This is a genomic window from Mycolicibacterium helvum, assembly GCF_010731895.1.
GTDB lineage: Bacteria > Actinomycetota > Actinomycetes > Mycobacteriales > Mycobacteriaceae > Mycobacterium > Mycobacterium helvum.
Genome location: NZ_AP022596.1, coordinates 6,040,734 through 6,054,549, shown reverse-complemented (window position 1 = coordinate 6,054,549; position 13,816 = coordinate 6,040,734). Strand labels below are relative to the sequence as shown.

The following is a 13,816-nucleotide window of genomic DNA, read 5'->3' as shown; positions in this document are numbered from 1 at the left end:
TGCCCCATTAGTCGTCGGAGCAGAGAAGTTCCTCGGGGTGATGGAGGTAGTTCACCCGCGTTTGTCCGCGGTCGAGGTGCGGAGGCGGAATCCATTCGGTCTTGTTGTCACGTCTGCGTTTTCGGGTTGTCCAGCCGTTGGGACCGTCGTTGACCATGCGGTTGTCGCATCCGCAAGCCAAGGTGAGGTCGTGGATATCAGTGTTGCCGCCGCGGGCGAAGTCGCGGGTGGCGTGGTGGACTTGGGTTTGGTAGGCAGGTGCCGTGCAATTGGGTTTGGTGCAGCCTTTGTCGATCGCGTAGAGGGCGAGGCGTTGTCCAGGACTCGCAGTGCGGCGGGTGCGTCCGTGGTAAAGCCGGATTTCTCTGGGTGATTCGAACACGGTCAGGTAGGGGTGGGCGTGCGAAGCCATCCGGATAACGGTCGGCATGGGCAGGTGCGTGCCACCGCCGGTGTGGGCAAGCCCGGCCGCGGACGTCAGCTGCTCGAGGGTGGTGGTGACAACTATCGTCACTGGCAGTCCGTTGTGTTGACCGAGCTGCCCTGAGGACAGCATCGCCATACACAGGGTCTTCAGTGCATCGTGGGTGCGCTGTCCCGAAGTGCGCGAGTCATTTTCGATCTGCTCGCGGGTGGGGGTCCCGTCCACGCAGGGTGATTCGTCGTCGGGGTTGCAGTAGCCGGGGGCGGCGAGTTTTGCGTTGGTGGCATCCATGGCCGCCCGCATTTCCGGATCCACCCAGCCGGTGATCCTGCTCATGCCGTCGACTTGTTGCGGCCCGATGGCGATCCCGCGTTTGCGGGCCTGCTCGCGCTCGTCGTCGAGGCTGCCGTCTTGGTTGATCATGGCCATCAGCTGATGAGCCAGCGTGCGCAGACCTTCCGGGCTGAGCCCGCCGGCCAGCCCGCCCAGTTGAGCTTCGGCATGCTCGCGGGTCGCGATATCGACGGATGCGGGCAGATGGTCCATGAATGACCGGATAACCGCCACATGGTCGGCGCCGATCTCGCCACGGGATTGGGCGGCGGCAGTCGTGGGCAGTGTCGGTGGAAGTGCTTGTCCGGTCAGGGAATGCCGTGGCCCCAGCTCGGCGGCTTCGTTGATCCGCCGGGTGGCGTCGGCGCCGCTGATGGCGAGACGGTTGGTGAGGACGGCTCGCCACGATTTGGCACCCATAGTAGTGGGTGTTGTTTGCGACTTAAGCTGCGTCAGGACGGTGTGTTCGACCGCGGGAAGCATCCGGCGCAGCCGCTCTACGCGTTCGAGCACCGACAGGAGTTCGGGCGCAGTCACGGCATTCGCCGGGTGTGCCGCCACCTTGTCCCAGGCGGTCAGCACATCGTCCAGCATCTCCAACACAATTCGAACATTAGTTCGATGTCCCGACGGATTCTGCCGGATTGTGACTGCTGTGGCTGACGAGCCTAAAGAAATTTCTGAGGTCAGGCGGGGTAGCGCCGCGGGGTGAACACCGTGTCGCCGTACCACTGCGTCTGCGACGAGCCGACAATCAGCAGGCACCGCATGTCGACATCGGCCGGATCCAGGTCGCCCAGCCGCACGATCCGCACCGACTCACCGGGACCGGCGATATCGCGGCCGATCACCACTGGGGTGCCCGGTTCGCGGTGCTCCAGCAGCAGATCTCGCATAGCGGCGACCTGCCAGGTGCGGCTCTTCGAAGCCGGGTTGTAGACCGCCAGCACCAGATCGGCCTGCGCCGCCGCCGACAGCCGGGCGGAGATGACATCCCACGGCTTGAGCCGGTCAGACAGTGAGATCACCGCATAATCGTGGCCAAGCGGGGCGCCGACCCGGCTGGCCACCGCCTGCGCGGCCGTCATCGCCGGGATCACCCGCACCGCGACATTCGGCCACTGTTTGGCCTCCTCGAGCACGGCGGTCGCCATCGCGAACACACCCGGATCGCCCGAGGAAATCACCGCGACCGCCCGGCCCTGCTCGGCCAGCTCGCAGGCCAGCCGCGCCCGCGCCGGTTCGTCGGTGTTGTCGCTGGGATGACGACGCTGCCCCGGCTGCGCAGGCACCCGGTCCAGGTACGGACCGTAGCCGATCAGATCGGTGGCCGCGGCCAACTCCTGGCGGCTCTGCGGCGTCATCCAGTCCACGTCGCCAGGGCCTAGGCCCACCACCGCGACGCCACCGGTGGCCGGCTTCGTGCGGTGCCCGCCCGGCAGGATCGCCAACGAGAAGTACGGCACCCCGTCGGCGTCAACCTCACCGGCTGGCAGCACTCGCTGCGCGTCGGTGCTGGCGCGTTCGACATAGAATGCCTCGTCGAGTCGGCCAGCCATCGAAAGTGCTTCCCGTACTTGGGGATACGAGCGGCCGAGTTTGAGTATCACCGCGGCGTCGGCGTCGGCGAGGCGACGGGCCAGCTCCCGCACCGGCATGGTGCCGGGTAGCACCGAGAGCACCTCGTCACCGGTTACCAGGGGGGTCGCGATCGCCGCCGAGGCAGCGCTCACCGACGTCACGCCAGGGATGATCACCGCGCTGAACCGCTCGGTCAGCCGGGTGTGCATGTGCATGTAGGAGCTGTAGAACAACGGATCACCCTCGGCCAGCAATGCCACGTCGCGTCCGGCATCCAGATGGACGGCGATCCGCTCGGCCGACTCCCGGTAGAAGTCCTCCATCGCACCCGCATAGCCGCCCGGGTGCTGGGTGGTCTCAACGGTCACCGGATAGGTCAGGTGTTCTTCGATCTGCCCGGCGCGCAGGTAGGGCTCCGCGATGCGCCGCGCGATGCTGCGGCCGTGCCGCGCGCTGTGATAGGCCACCACGTCGGCCGCGCCGATGATCCGGGCGGCCTTGACCGTCACCAGCTCCGGATCGCCCGGGCCGAGGCCGACCCCATACAACGTGCCGTGGGTCATTCGCGCTCACTCGCGATCGCGTTGACAGCGGCGGCGGCCATTGCGCTGCCACCCCGACGACCTTTGACCACGAGGTACTCCATTCCACGCGGACGGTCGATCAGCTCTTGCTTGGACTGCGCCGAGCCGACGAACCCGACCGGTCCGCCGAGCACCGACACCGGGCCGGGCACCCCGTCGTCGACGAGTTCCAGCAGCCGGAACAACGCGGTCGGCGCATTGCCGATAGCCACCACCGCCCCGGCCAGCCGGTCGGCCCACAGCTCCACACCGGCCGCCGAGCGGGTGGTCTCGCGGCGCTGGGCCAGCTCGGCGGCCCGCGGATCGGCGACCAGCGACACCACCTCGTTGCCGCCGGGGAGGCGGGCGGCGGTGATCCCCGCCGCAACCATCGACGAGTCACACAGGATCGGCGCCCCGGCCAGCAGGGCGGCGTGGGTCGCAGCGACCACGCCGGGCGTGAACGCCACCTGCTCGGCGACATCGACCTGCCCGCAGGTGTGGATCAGCCGGACGACCACGCGCGCGACATCCTCGGGAAACGACGTCAGGTCGGCTTCGGCACGAATCGTCGCGAACGACTGCCGATAGATCTCGGCGGCGTCGCGGATGTAGTCGAGCACGCGATCACCCTACGACCTAGCGCGATGCTGGCCGGAACCCCTCCGCGGTCGCCACGAACACCTGCCCGGTCGGGGGGCTGCCGCACGCCCGCTCGCAGCCCACGTAGTGCACGTGCCCGTCGACAGCTCCGTCGAGGGCCGCCCGGGTCGCCTCGGCGCGCACGTCAGCCTGCGACTTCTCGCACCCGGGGCTGCCCACGCAGGCACTGATGTCAAGCCACGGTGAATTCTCGTCGAACACCAGTCCCATCGGCGCGAGCACCCGTAACGACGTGTCGGCCACCCCCTCAGCCAGATCGCAGACCAGCAGTGAGCGCCACGGGGTGATCACCACCGGTGCGTCGATGGCGGCGACGAACTCGGCCTGCCGGGCCGGCAGCACACCCAGCGGGACGGCCGCGCCCAGCGCCACTCGGCCGTCGTCCTGAGTGATCCAGCCGACCGGAGGACGCAGCGCCGGTGGGTACGTCGCGCCGGCTGGCGCTGTCGTGACGAAATCCGAAACCAACGCGGACGGGTCATCCAATTCTGCTACCCGCCAAGCCTTTCCGCGGACTTCGACGAACCGGCGCGCCACCGTGATCAGCGTGGCGACCACCGCGCCCGCCGGAAGCCGAATTCCGGTGTCGCGCCCGGCCAGCAGCAGCGCCACACCGTCGGGCAGAACATGTGCGCCAACGTCGGGGCCCAGCCCGGAGATGTCACCGCGGCCGTCGTCGATGCCGAACAGGAATCGCCCCGGCAGCTGCGCCAGGTCTGGGTCGGCCTGGATGCAGACGTCCAGTTCGGTCACCCACGGCCGCGCATCGGCCAGGCCGCCGACCCGGCCGGACAGCGGGGAAGCGACGATATTGCGCACCCGTTCATGGGTGGGTGAGGGCAGTAGCCCGGCCGCGGCCGCTGCCTGCGCGACAGCCGTCGCATCCCGCACCCCGCGCAGTTGCAGATTGCCCCGCACGGTCAGCTCCAGCGTGCCGTTGCCGAACTCGGTCGCGGTGTGCGCCAGTGCTTCCAGCTGCGCGGCGGTGATCATCCCGCCCGGCAGTCGCAACCGGGCCAGCGCTCCGTCGGCGGCCTGGTGCACCTGCAGGGCACCGGGGCACGCGTCGTCGTCACGCAAGCGGTCCACCCATCTACCGTACGGGCGTATGTTCGGGCAATGGCGACGGCTGCCATCGACTTCGAGCATCACCGGCAGGCGAAGATGCGGGTGGTTGCGCTGGTCGCCGTGGTGCTGCTGCTCGGGATAGCACTTCGTGGACAGCTGCCCGGGGCTCAATCGGCCAACCGTGAACAACCGGCCGACCCCACCGCGGGCCTGCTGGGGATCCTGGCCCTGGTGGTCGCGTGCCTCTTGGTGATCATCGTGTCGATCGTGGCGTCGCTGCGCGACCCGCGCCGCGCCAGACCGTCTGCCCACTACGAGGTCCCGGGCGGCGGAGGCGGTGGCGTGCGACGAAGTTGGCGCTTCGTGCTGGTCATCCTCGCCGCGATCCTGGCCTGGCTGCTGGTCGTCTCGCTGCTCGTCCAGCTACGCCTGCCGCAGCTCCGGGGCAGAGCACCCTCGCCGGTCACCACTGCGCCGTCCGGCGCCGTCCCGCCCGGCCGAGGTGCCGTCCCGCCTGCACCGTCAGCGCAGCCAGGCGTCACAAACCCCGTGTTCTGGTACCTCATGTTCGCCATGGCCGCCCTGCTGGTGGTCGTGGTCGTCGGCATGATCGTGCTCCGGGTTCGCGGCCGCCGCGATGCGGCGTCGGCGCCGCTGATGATGGGCGGCGCTGAGCAGGAGCCGGTGCCGACGGGCCCGGGATCGCTTGCCCTGGCGGCCGAACGGGGCCTGGCCGAGGTCGGCGACCTCAGCCGTGAACCGCGAGAGGCCATCATCGCGTGTTACGCAGCGATGGAACATGCGCTGGCCAACGCTCCCGGCGCGGCGCCCCAGGAATCGGACACCCCCTCGGAGGTACTGGCCCGTGCCGTCGAGCACGAAGCGATCCATGCCGGCAGCGCGACCGAGCTGGTCGCGCTGTTCGCCGAGGCCAGGTTCAGCACTCACGTGATGAACGAGGGGCATCGTGAAGCCGCCGAACGCGCTCTTCGCCTAGTCCTCGATGAGCTGAGGAGCCCGGTGTGATCAGACTGGTCGCCGGGGGGTTGTTCCTGGTCGCGGGCGCTGAAGTGCTAGCGCTTGTGCTGGCCGGCAGGCAGTGGGTGCTACCGATCGCGGGCCTGGCGGTGGCGGTGTTCCTTCTGGCGGCCAGGCTGAGTTTCGATGCTTCGCAACCTCGTCCGGCTACCGAGGGGGTCAACGACGATCCTGCGGAAGCATTGCGGCGCTGGAGGTCTCGCACCGAGTCGACGATTCGGTGGGCGGATTCCACCCGGGACGACTGGGACCGGCACCTGCGGCCCCGGCTGGCTCGCGAGTTCGTGCTCGCCACCCGCCAGCGGGATCCGGTGGCATTGCAGGCGACCGGGCGCATCGTGTTCGGCGACGATCTGTGGGGCTGGGTCGATCCCAATAATGTTGCGCGCGGCCGCGGTCGCGAACCCGGTCCCGGGTACGCGACCCTCGAGGAGATCCTGCGACGGATGGAAGACCTATGACGATGCCGGCTCCGGCCATGACGGCCTACTGCGAAGCGGTGCTCGACGAGATCGAGCGCGCGGTGGTCGGCAAACGCGCCGCGCTCACACTGATCCTGACCACCGTGCTGGCCGGTGGGCATGTGCTGATCGAGGACCTGCCCGGGATGGGTAAGACCCTGATCGCGCGGTCGTTCGCCGCGGCGCTGGGGCTGCGCTTCACCCGAGTGCAGTTCACCCCTGACCTGCTGCCTGCCGACCTGCTCGGCTCCACCATCTACGACATGCAGTCCGGCCGTTTCGAGTTCCGGCCCGGTCCGATCTTCACCAATCTGGTGATGGCTGACGAAATCAACCGGACCCCGCCCAAGACGCAGGCCGCACTGCTGGAAGCGATGGCCGAGCGCCAGGTCAGCATCGATGGCGAAACCCATCCGCTGCCTTCCCCGTTCATCGTCCTGGCCACCGACAACCCGATCGAATATGAAGGCACCTACCCGCTGCCGGAGGCTCAGCTTGACCGCTTCGCGGTCAAGGTTGCCCTGAAGTACCTCTCCGAGGCCGAGGAGGCATCGATGTTGCGCCGCCGCATCGAGCGAGGTTCGGCGGACGTGACGATCAATCAGGTGGTGGACGCCAAAGACCTTCTGGCCATGCGGGAATCGGTGGAGCGGGTGTCGGTGCACGATGACGTCCTGCACTACGTCGTGTCGGTGGCGACGGCCACCCGCAGCCACCCGCAGGTGGCCGTCGGCGCCAGCCCGCGCGCCGAACTCGACTTGGTCCAACTCGCCCGCGCCCGCGCACTGGTACTGGGCCGGGACTACGTGATACCCGAGGACGTCAAGGCGCTGGCTGTGCCGGCGATCGCCCACCGGATCAGCCTGCGGCCGGAGATGTGGGTGCGCAGCGTGCACGGCTCCGACGTGGTCGAGCAGCTGCTGCGACGCCTGCCGGTTCCGCGGGCGCGCGGCCAGGGCCAGTGATGGAAGACGCTCGCCAGACCGATGCCGTATTACGTTGGGCCGCATCGCCGCTGACCCGGGCGCTCGCCACGTGCGCCGGCGTCGCGCTGGCGGTGGCGGTGATCGGGTCGCGGTGGCAGCTGATCGCGTTCGTGGCGCCCATGCTCGGTGTGCTGGCCTCGATCGGGTGGCAGTACAAGCCGGCGACGGCCTCGGTGTTGGGCCGACCGGCGATGACGCGGTGTTTCGAGAACGAGCGAATCCAGCTGAGCGCTGAGCTGGCCGGCGAGTCGGCTGACGCGGTGGCGATGCTGAAAGTTTGTGCGGTGCCGGGCCTGCAGACTCACGCGATCAAGGGCGATGGCGCGGGAACGACCGTGTCCGCCGAGGCGTCACGGTGGGGCCGCTACCCGCTGCGCACCCAGGTCGAGGTTGTCGCGGCCGGTGGACTGCTCATCGGCGGCGCGATCATCGACGCCGCGGACCTCTTCGTCTTCCCGGTCGCGCCCCCACAGCCGACCGGGATTCCGCGAACCGAACTGCCGGACCGGCTGGGCACCCACCTCACTCGGCATATCGGCCCGGGGGTCGAATTCGCCGACATCCGGCCCTACCTGCCCGGCGACCAGCTGCGCTCAGTGAACTGGTCGGTCAGCGCCCGCCGCGGCAGCCTGCACGTCACCGAGCGGCTGACCGACCGTGCCGCCGATGTAGTGGTGCTCGTCGACATGAGCGCGCAACCAGCCGGTCCGGCGACTGCGGTCACCGAGCGAGCGCTGCGCGGCGCCACTCAGGTGGTGCAGACCGCACTGCGCAACGGTGACCGGGCCGGCATCGTCGGGCTCGGTGGCCGCCGGCCCCGCTGGCTCGGCGCCGACATCGGCCGCCGCCAGTTCTACCGGATACTTGACGCCGCACTCGGAGTGGGCAGCGAATACCAAGACACCGCAGGAACATTGGCGCCGCGGGCTGCCGTCCCGCCGGGCGCGGTCGTCGTCGGCTTCTCGACCATGCTGGACACCGAGTTCGCGCTGGCATTGATCGATCTGTGCAAGCGGGGGCACACCGTCGTGGCGGTCGACGTGTTGGAGGGCTGGCCGTTCACCGACGGTGACGACCCGATCCTCGAACGGATGTGGGCGCTGCAGCGCTCGGCGATGTACCGCGACATGTTGGTGATCGGCGTCGACGTGGTGTCCTGGCCCGCGGACGTCACCCTCGATCAGGCGATGAGCCTGGTGCCCGATCGAGCCCGCCGCCGGTCATGACGTCGCGGCGGCTGTTGGCGGTGGTCTTCGGGGTCGTGATGGCCGGTGCGGCCGCGGTCGGCGCCGACGGCCGGGGCCTGATCGCCGTCACGGTGGCCCTGATCGCCGTGCTGGCGGGGCTCTACCTGCGGGTTGCGGCCACCGTGGCCGTGCTCGCGGTGATCTGCGCCGTCGCGCTCACCGGACCCCAGCCAATGCTGGCCGCGGTGTCGGGAGTGTGTGCTGCGGCGTACCTGGTGCTGACGCACACCGCTGTGACGCGACCGACGGCCGTCGGGATCACCGGCTTCGCTGCGGTGGGAATCCTGGCCACCACGTTGCCGTCAGGACTGTCGTGGCTGCCGCTTTTGGCTCCCGTCGCCGTCGTCGCCGCCATGGGTATCGCGCTGAGCCCGTTCCTGCACGGCGAGGACTAGCCGACCGGAACTCGCTGTGCGGCAACCACATCGGGAGTCACAACGTCGGAGTAGCGCGACGCATCCCCGGCGACTACTCGGCTGCGCCCGCCGTGGATGTCAACCGGGAGATCACCGGCCAGCGTCACCCGGCGCAGGAACCGCGGCTGATCGTCGTAGTCGGCCACGCCGTAGTGCTGGGTGGCGCGGTTGTCCCACACCGCGAGATCACCGGCCTGCCAGGTCCACCGGACAGTGTTCTCCAGCCGGGTGATCCGGTTCTGCAGCAGCGCGAACAAGCTTGCCGACTCGCTGTTGCTCAGCCCGACGAACCGTTTCACGAAATGGCCCAGCACCAGCACGCGCCGGCCGGTCTCTGGATGGACCCGCACCACCGGATGCTCGGTCTCGTAGTAGGTGGACTCGAATTCGGCACGGTACTGCCGGGTTTCGTCGGAGATCGCGTCACGGTGGCCGTCCACGTAGTCGTAGAGGTTGGTGTGGGTGGCCCATAGGTTCTCGGCGAGCGCCCGCAGTGGCGGCGGCAGCTGGTCGTAGGCGGCCTCGGTGTTTGCCCACACCGTGCTGCCACCGTATGTCGGTAGCGTCACCGCGCGCAGCAGCGACGCCTTCGGTACCCGGTCGACGAAGGTGACGTCGGAATGCCATGAATTGGCCTTGTCGTAGCGCGAGTCGATGGGCAGCACGGTGTCGCCGCGCGAGGTGACGGTGGGGTGGGCGATGGTCGGCACCCCGAGCAGGCCGGCGAACGCCACCTGCCCGTCGTCGTCGAGGTGATGCTGGTCGCGGAAGAAGATGACCTTGTGTTCCAGTAGTGCCGCGCGGATCGCGTCGACGGTGGCGGGGTGAAGATCGCCGCCGAGGCGCACACCGGAGATCACCGCGCCGATGTTGGCGCCGAGCTTGGAAACGTCGAGGGAGTTGGTCATGACCTCGATGGTCTCGGCGCGCCGGCGCGCCGTACACCCTTGCGCTAGCCACGATCCGAATAGGGCTCGGCGCTGGTCATGCGGTACGAATGGTGGGTGCCTCCTACCGTGTTGCTGCTGTCGACGTCGGATACTGACCTGCTCACCGCCCGTGCCAGCGGTGCGGACTACCGGTGGGCCAACCCGGCACGACTGATCGACGGTGAACTCGGCGAGTTGCTCGACGGCGCCGACCTGGTGGTGGTGCGCATCCTGGGCGGCTACCGGGCTTGGCAGGACGGTATCGACGCGGTGGTGGCCAGCGGCCGCCCAACCGTCGTCGTCAGCGGTGAGCAGGCTCCGGACGCCGACCTGATGGAGCGCTCCACGGTGCCGGCCGGGATCGCCGTGCAGACCCACATCTATCTTGCGCAGGGCGGGGTGGACAACCTGCGTCAGCTGCACGCGTTTCTCTCCGACACGCTGTTGATGACCGGATTCGGTTTCAACAAGCCGGCGGCCACCCCGGCCTGGGGGGTGCTGGAGCGGGCGGCCACACCGGCGGCCGGACCGACGATCGCGGTGCTGTACTACCGGGCCCAGCAGCTGGCCGGTAACACCGCCTACATCGAGGCGCTGTCCGCGGCGATCGAACAGGCCGGCGGCCGGGCGCTTCCGGTGTACTGCACCTCGCTGCGTACACCCGAACCCGAACTACTGGAACTGCTTGGCACTGCCGACGCCATGGTGGTCACCGTGCTAGCCGCGGGCGGAGCCCGCCCGGCGACCGCGGGGGCCGGCCAGGACGATGACAGCTGGAACGTCAAACACCTTGCAGCCCTTGATGTCCCAATCCTGCAAGGGCTGTGTCTGACCAGCTCTCGGGAGGCCTGGTCGGCGAACGACGACGGTCTGAGCCCGCTGGATGTCGCCACCCAGATCGCGGTGCCGGAATTCGACGGACGCATCATCACGGTCCCGTTCTCGTTCAAGGAGATCGACTCCGACGGCCTGATCGCCTATGTGCCCGACCCCGAGCGGTGCGCCCGGGTGGCCGGCCTGGCCGTCAAACACGCCACCCTGCGCCGGGTCGCGCCGGCCGATAAGAGGCTGGCGCTGGTGTTCTCGGCCTACCCGACCAAACACTCGAGGATCGGCAACGCGGTCGGACTGGACACCCCGGCCAGCGCCGTGGCACTGCTGCACGCGCTGCGCGACGCCGGTTACCGCATCGGTGAGATTCCCGGTGTCGACGCTTCCGACGGCGATGCGCTGATGCACGCGCTCATCGAACGCGGCGGCCAGGACCCCGACTGGCTCACCGACGGCCAGCTGGCCGGCAACCCCATCCGGATCCCCGCGGCTCAGTATCGCGAATGGTTCGCGACGCTGCCCGCCGAGCTGACCGACGCGATGGTCACCCATTGGGGTCCGCCGCCAGGCGAGTTGTTCGTCGACCGCAGCCGTGATCCCGACGGCGAGATCGTCGTCGCCGCAATCCAATCGGAAAACATCCTGATCCTGGTCCAGCCGCCGCGCGGGTTCGGTGAGAACCCGGTGGCCATCTATCACGATCCCGATCTGCCCCCGAGCCACCACTACCTGGCGACCTATCTATGGCTACGGCACGGGTTCGGTGCGCATGCCGCCGTGCATCTGGGCAAGCACGGCAATCTGGAATGGTTGCCCGGCAAGACCGTTGGCATGTCAGCCGCCTGCGGGACCGATGCCGCGCTTGGTGACCTGCCGCTGATCTACCCGTTCCTGGTCAACGATCCGGGGGAGGGCACCCAGGCCAAGCGTCGCGCGCATGCCACCCTGGTCGACCACCTCATTCCGCCGATGGCACGGGCCGAAAGCTACGGCGATATCGCCCGCCTCGAACAGCTTCTCGACGAGCATGCCAACATCGCCGCGCTCGACCCGGGCAAGCTACCGGCCATTCGCCAGCAGATCTGGACCCTGATGCGGGCGGCCAAGATGGACCACGACCTGGGCCTGGCCGAACGACCTGAGGACGATTCCTTCGACGACATGCTGCTGCACGTCGACGGCTGGCTCTGCGAGATCAAGGACGTCCAGATCCGCGACGGCCTGCACATCCTCGGTGCTGCCCCGGCCGGGGAGGCCCAACTCGACCTGGTGCTGGCGATCCTGCGGGCCGGTCAGCTCTTCGGCGGTGAGCAGCACCTGCCCGGCCTTCGACAGGCCCTCGGTCTGGCCGAAGACGGCACCGCCGACCGGGTCAGCGTCGACGAAGCCGAGCACCAGGCCCGCGCCCTGCTGGCTGGGCTGCAAGCCAGCGGCTGGGACGCGGGCCGCGTCGGTGAATTGACCGACGATGAGGGCGTGGCGGCTATCCTGCGGTTCGCGGCGACCGAGGTGGTACCGCGGCTGGCCGGTACGGCCGCGGAAATCGACCAGGTGCTGCGCGCACTGGACGGCCGGTTCATCCCGGCCGGTCCGTCGGGTTCGCCGCTGCGTGGCCTGATCAACGTGCTGCCCACCGGACGTAACTTCTACTCCGTCGATCCCAAGGCGGTCCCGTCCCGACTGGCCTGGGAAACCGGTGTGGCCATGGCGGATTCGCTGCTGGCGCGCTACCGCACCGACCACGGCGACTGGCCGCGATCCGTCGGGCTGTCGGTGTGGGGCACCTCGGCGATGCGTACTTCGGGTGACGATATTGCCGAAGTTCTTGCGCTGCTGGGCGTCCGGCCGGTGTGGGACGATGCGTCGCGGCGCGTCGTCGATCTGGAGGCCATCTCGCTGACCGAGTTGAACCGCCCCCGCATCGACGTGACCGTCCGGATCTCCGGGTTCTTTCGCGACGCCTTCCCGCATGTTGTCACGATGCTCGACGACGCGGTGCGGCTGGTCGCCGGGCTCGACGAGCCGGTCGAACAGAACTTCGTGCGCGCCCATGCCCAGGTCGACCTCGCCGAACATGGTGACGAAAGACGCGCCACCACACGTATTTTCGGCTCCAAGCCGGGTACCTACGGGGCCGGCCTGTTGCAGCTGATCGACAGCCGCAACTGGCGCGACGACGCCGACCTCGCCGAGGTTTACACCGCCTGGGGCGGGTTCGCCTACGGCCGGGAACTGGACGGGAAGCCCGCCGCCGACGACATGTCGATGCAGTACCGCCGGATCGTGGTGGCCGCCAAGAACACCGACTCCCGAGAACACGATATCGCCGATTCCGACGACTACTTCCAGTACCACGGCGGCATGGTCGCGACCGTGCGGGCACTGACCGGTCAGGCGCCGGAGGCCTATATCGGCGACAACACCCGCCCCGACGCGGTGCGCACCCGCACCCTGTCCGAGGAGACCACGCGGGTCTTCCGGGCCCGCGTGGTCAATCCGCGGTGGATGGCCGCGATGCGCAAGCACGGCTACAAGGGTGCCTTCGAAATGGCCGCGACGGTCGATTACCTGTTCGGGTATGACGCCACCGCGGGAGTGATGGCCGACTGGATGTACGAACAGCTGACCGAGAAATACGTGCTGGACCCCGAGAACCGCAAGTTCATGAACGAGTCCAATCCTTGGGCGCTGCACGGGATGTCGGAGCGGCTCCTCGAGGCTGTCGGCCGCGGGCTCTGGGAGAACCCGGATCCGGCCACGCTGGACAGCTTGCGCCAGGTGCTTCTCGAGACTGAAGGGGACTTGGAAGCGCGCTAGGACCTAGCGGGCTGAGGGCACGGCCCGGCAGAAGGCGAGGGGGAGACCGAAGCGACCCGGGGATATAGGTTGGGCCCATGGCACTTACATTCGCTGACGTCGTCAAGGCGAAGTACATCTCACTGACCACGTTCACCAAGGACGGCCGACCGAAGCCGACCGCGATCTGGGTGGTGCCCGACGGGGATGCCGCCCTGGTGATCACCGAGAAGAACGCGTGGAAGGTCAAGCGCATCCGCAACACCCCGCGGGTGACGGTGGCGATCTGCGATATGCGCGGCAACGTCCGCAGCGATGCCGTCGAGGCGGTGGCGAGCATCCTCGACGAATCTCAGACCGAACGCGTCTATCAGGCGATCGCCAAGCGCTACGGGATCGTCGGCCAGGTCTTCAACTTCTTCAGCAAGCTGCGCGGCGGCGCCAAACGGACGATCGGCCTGGAATTACGAGCCGCCTGAA

At 68.5% G+C, this 13,816-nt stretch carries 12 protein-coding genes; 7 read left to right on the top strand and 5 right to left on the bottom strand.

What is annotated here, in order from left to right; genetic code table 11:
- Nucleotides 1–7 precede the first annotated feature (7 nt).
- From G6N38_RS28505 to cobG, 4 genes are all read right to left on the bottom strand, one after another.
- Nucleotides 8–1,351, bottom strand: a complete 1,344-nt coding sequence (locus G6N38_RS28505) for an HNH endonuclease signature motif containing protein (protein WP_170314241.1) — start codon at nt 1,349–1,351, stop codon at nt 8–10.
- 92 nt (nt 1,352–1,443) lie between these two features.
- Nucleotides 1,444–2,901 (bottom strand): precorrin-2 C(20)-methyltransferase, encoded by a 1,458-nt coding sequence (locus G6N38_RS28500; protein ID WP_163751438.1) that lies wholly within the window; start codon nt 2,899–2,901, stop codon nt 1,444–1,446.
- Nucleotides 2,898–3,524, bottom strand: coding sequence for a precorrin-8X methylmutase (locus G6N38_RS28495; protein WP_163751437.1), 627 nt, complete (start codon nt 3,522–3,524; stop codon nt 2,898–2,900). Before G6N38_RS28495 ends, G6N38_RS28500 begins: the two co-directional genes overlap by 4 nt.
- Nucleotides 3,525–3,540: 16 nt before the next feature.
- Nucleotides 3,541–4,653, bottom strand: a complete 1,113-nt coding sequence (gene cobG, locus G6N38_RS28490) for a precorrin-3B synthase (protein WP_163751436.1) — start codon at nt 4,651–4,653, stop codon at nt 3,541–3,543.
- A gap of 30 nt (nt 4,654–4,683) precedes the next feature.
- On the opposite strand from cobG, the gene G6N38_RS28485 reads away from it, so the two are divergent.
- The 5 genes from G6N38_RS28485 to G6N38_RS28465 are packed head-to-tail and all read left to right on the top strand — an operon-like array spanning nt 4,684 to nt 8,759.
- A complete protein-coding gene (locus tag G6N38_RS28485) occupies nt 4,684–5,658 on the top strand; it encodes a DUF4129 domain-containing protein (RefSeq protein WP_246227493.1) in 975 nt (324 codons plus the stop codon).
- Nucleotides 5,655–6,131, top strand: coding sequence for a hypothetical protein (locus G6N38_RS28480; RefSeq protein ID WP_163751435.1), 477 nt, complete (start codon nt 5,655–5,657; stop codon nt 6,129–6,131). Before G6N38_RS28485 ends, G6N38_RS28480 begins: the two co-directional genes overlap by 4 nt.
- Nucleotides 6,128–7,096, top strand: a complete 969-nt coding sequence (locus G6N38_RS28475) for an AAA family ATPase (RefSeq protein WP_163751434.1) — start codon at nt 6,128–6,130, stop codon at nt 7,094–7,096. Before G6N38_RS28480 ends, G6N38_RS28475 begins: the two co-directional genes overlap by 4 nt.
- Nucleotides 7,096–8,343 (top strand): DUF58 domain-containing protein, encoded by a 1,248-nt coding sequence (locus G6N38_RS28470; RefSeq protein ID WP_163751433.1) that lies wholly within the window; start codon nt 7,096–7,098, stop codon nt 8,341–8,343. The genes G6N38_RS28475 and G6N38_RS28470 overlap by 1 nt, the downstream gene beginning before the upstream one ends.
- On the top strand, nt 8,340–8,759 hold the full coding sequence (locus G6N38_RS28465; RefSeq protein WP_163751432.1) for a hypothetical protein: 420 nt from the start codon (nt 8,340–8,342) through the stop codon (nt 8,757–8,759). Before G6N38_RS28470 ends, G6N38_RS28465 begins: the two co-directional genes overlap by 4 nt.
- On the opposite strand, the gene G6N38_RS28460 is transcribed toward G6N38_RS28465, so the two are convergent.
- Nucleotides 8,756–9,688 (bottom strand): TauD/TfdA dioxygenase family protein, encoded by a 933-nt coding sequence (locus G6N38_RS28460; RefSeq protein WP_163751431.1) that lies wholly within the window; start codon nt 9,686–9,688, stop codon nt 8,756–8,758. The genes G6N38_RS28465 and G6N38_RS28460 overlap by 4 nt on opposite strands.
- Before the next feature lie 78 nt (nt 9,689–9,766).
- Here G6N38_RS28460 and cobN point away from each other — a divergent pair, with 78 nt between their 5' ends.
- Both cobN and G6N38_RS28450 read left to right on the top strand, forming a co-directional pair.
- Nucleotides 9,767–13,357 (top strand): cobaltochelatase subunit CobN, encoded by a 3,591-nt coding sequence (gene cobN / locus G6N38_RS28455; protein ID WP_163751430.1) that lies wholly within the window; start codon nt 9,767–9,769, stop codon nt 13,355–13,357.
- A gap of 77 nt (nt 13,358–13,434) precedes the next feature.
- Nucleotides 13,435–13,815, top strand: a complete 381-nt coding sequence (locus tag G6N38_RS28450; protein WP_163751429.1) for a PPOX class F420-dependent oxidoreductase — start codon at nt 13,435–13,437, stop codon at nt 13,813–13,815.
- The last annotated feature ends 1 nt before the right edge of the window (nt 13,816 follow it).

Coding starts and splice junctions, on each gene's coding strand:
- G6N38_RS28505 (WP_170314241.1), bottom strand. CDS start 1,351: ATGCTGGACGATGTGCTGACCGCCTGGGACAAGGTGGCGGCACACCCG.
- G6N38_RS28500 (WP_163751438.1), bottom strand. CDS start 2,901: ATGACCCACGGCACGTTGTATGGGGTCGGCCTCGGCCCGGGCGATCCG.
- G6N38_RS28485 (WP_246227493.1), top strand. CDS start 4,684: ATGGCGACGGCTGCCATCGACTTCGAGCATCACCGGCAGGCGAAGATG.
- G6N38_RS28475 (WP_163751434.1), top strand. CDS start 6,128: ATGACGATGCCGGCTCCGGCCATGACGGCCTACTGCGAAGCGGTGCTC.
- G6N38_RS28470 (WP_163751433.1), top strand. CDS start 7,096: ATGGAAGACGCTCGCCAGACCGATGCCGTATTACGTTGGGCCGCATCG.
- G6N38_RS28465 (WP_163751432.1), top strand. CDS start 8,340: ATGACGTCGCGGCGGCTGTTGGCGGTGGTCTTCGGGGTCGTGATGGCC.
- G6N38_RS28460 (WP_163751431.1), bottom strand. CDS start 9,688: ATGACCAACTCCCTCGACGTTTCCAAGCTCGGCGCCAACATCGGCGCG.
- cobN (WP_163751430.1), top strand. CDS start 9,767: ATGCGGTACGAATGGTGGGTGCCTCCTACCGTGTTGCTGCTGTCGACG.
- G6N38_RS28450 (WP_163751429.1), top strand. CDS start 13,435: ATGGCACTTACATTCGCTGACGTCGTCAAGGCGAAGTACATCTCACTG.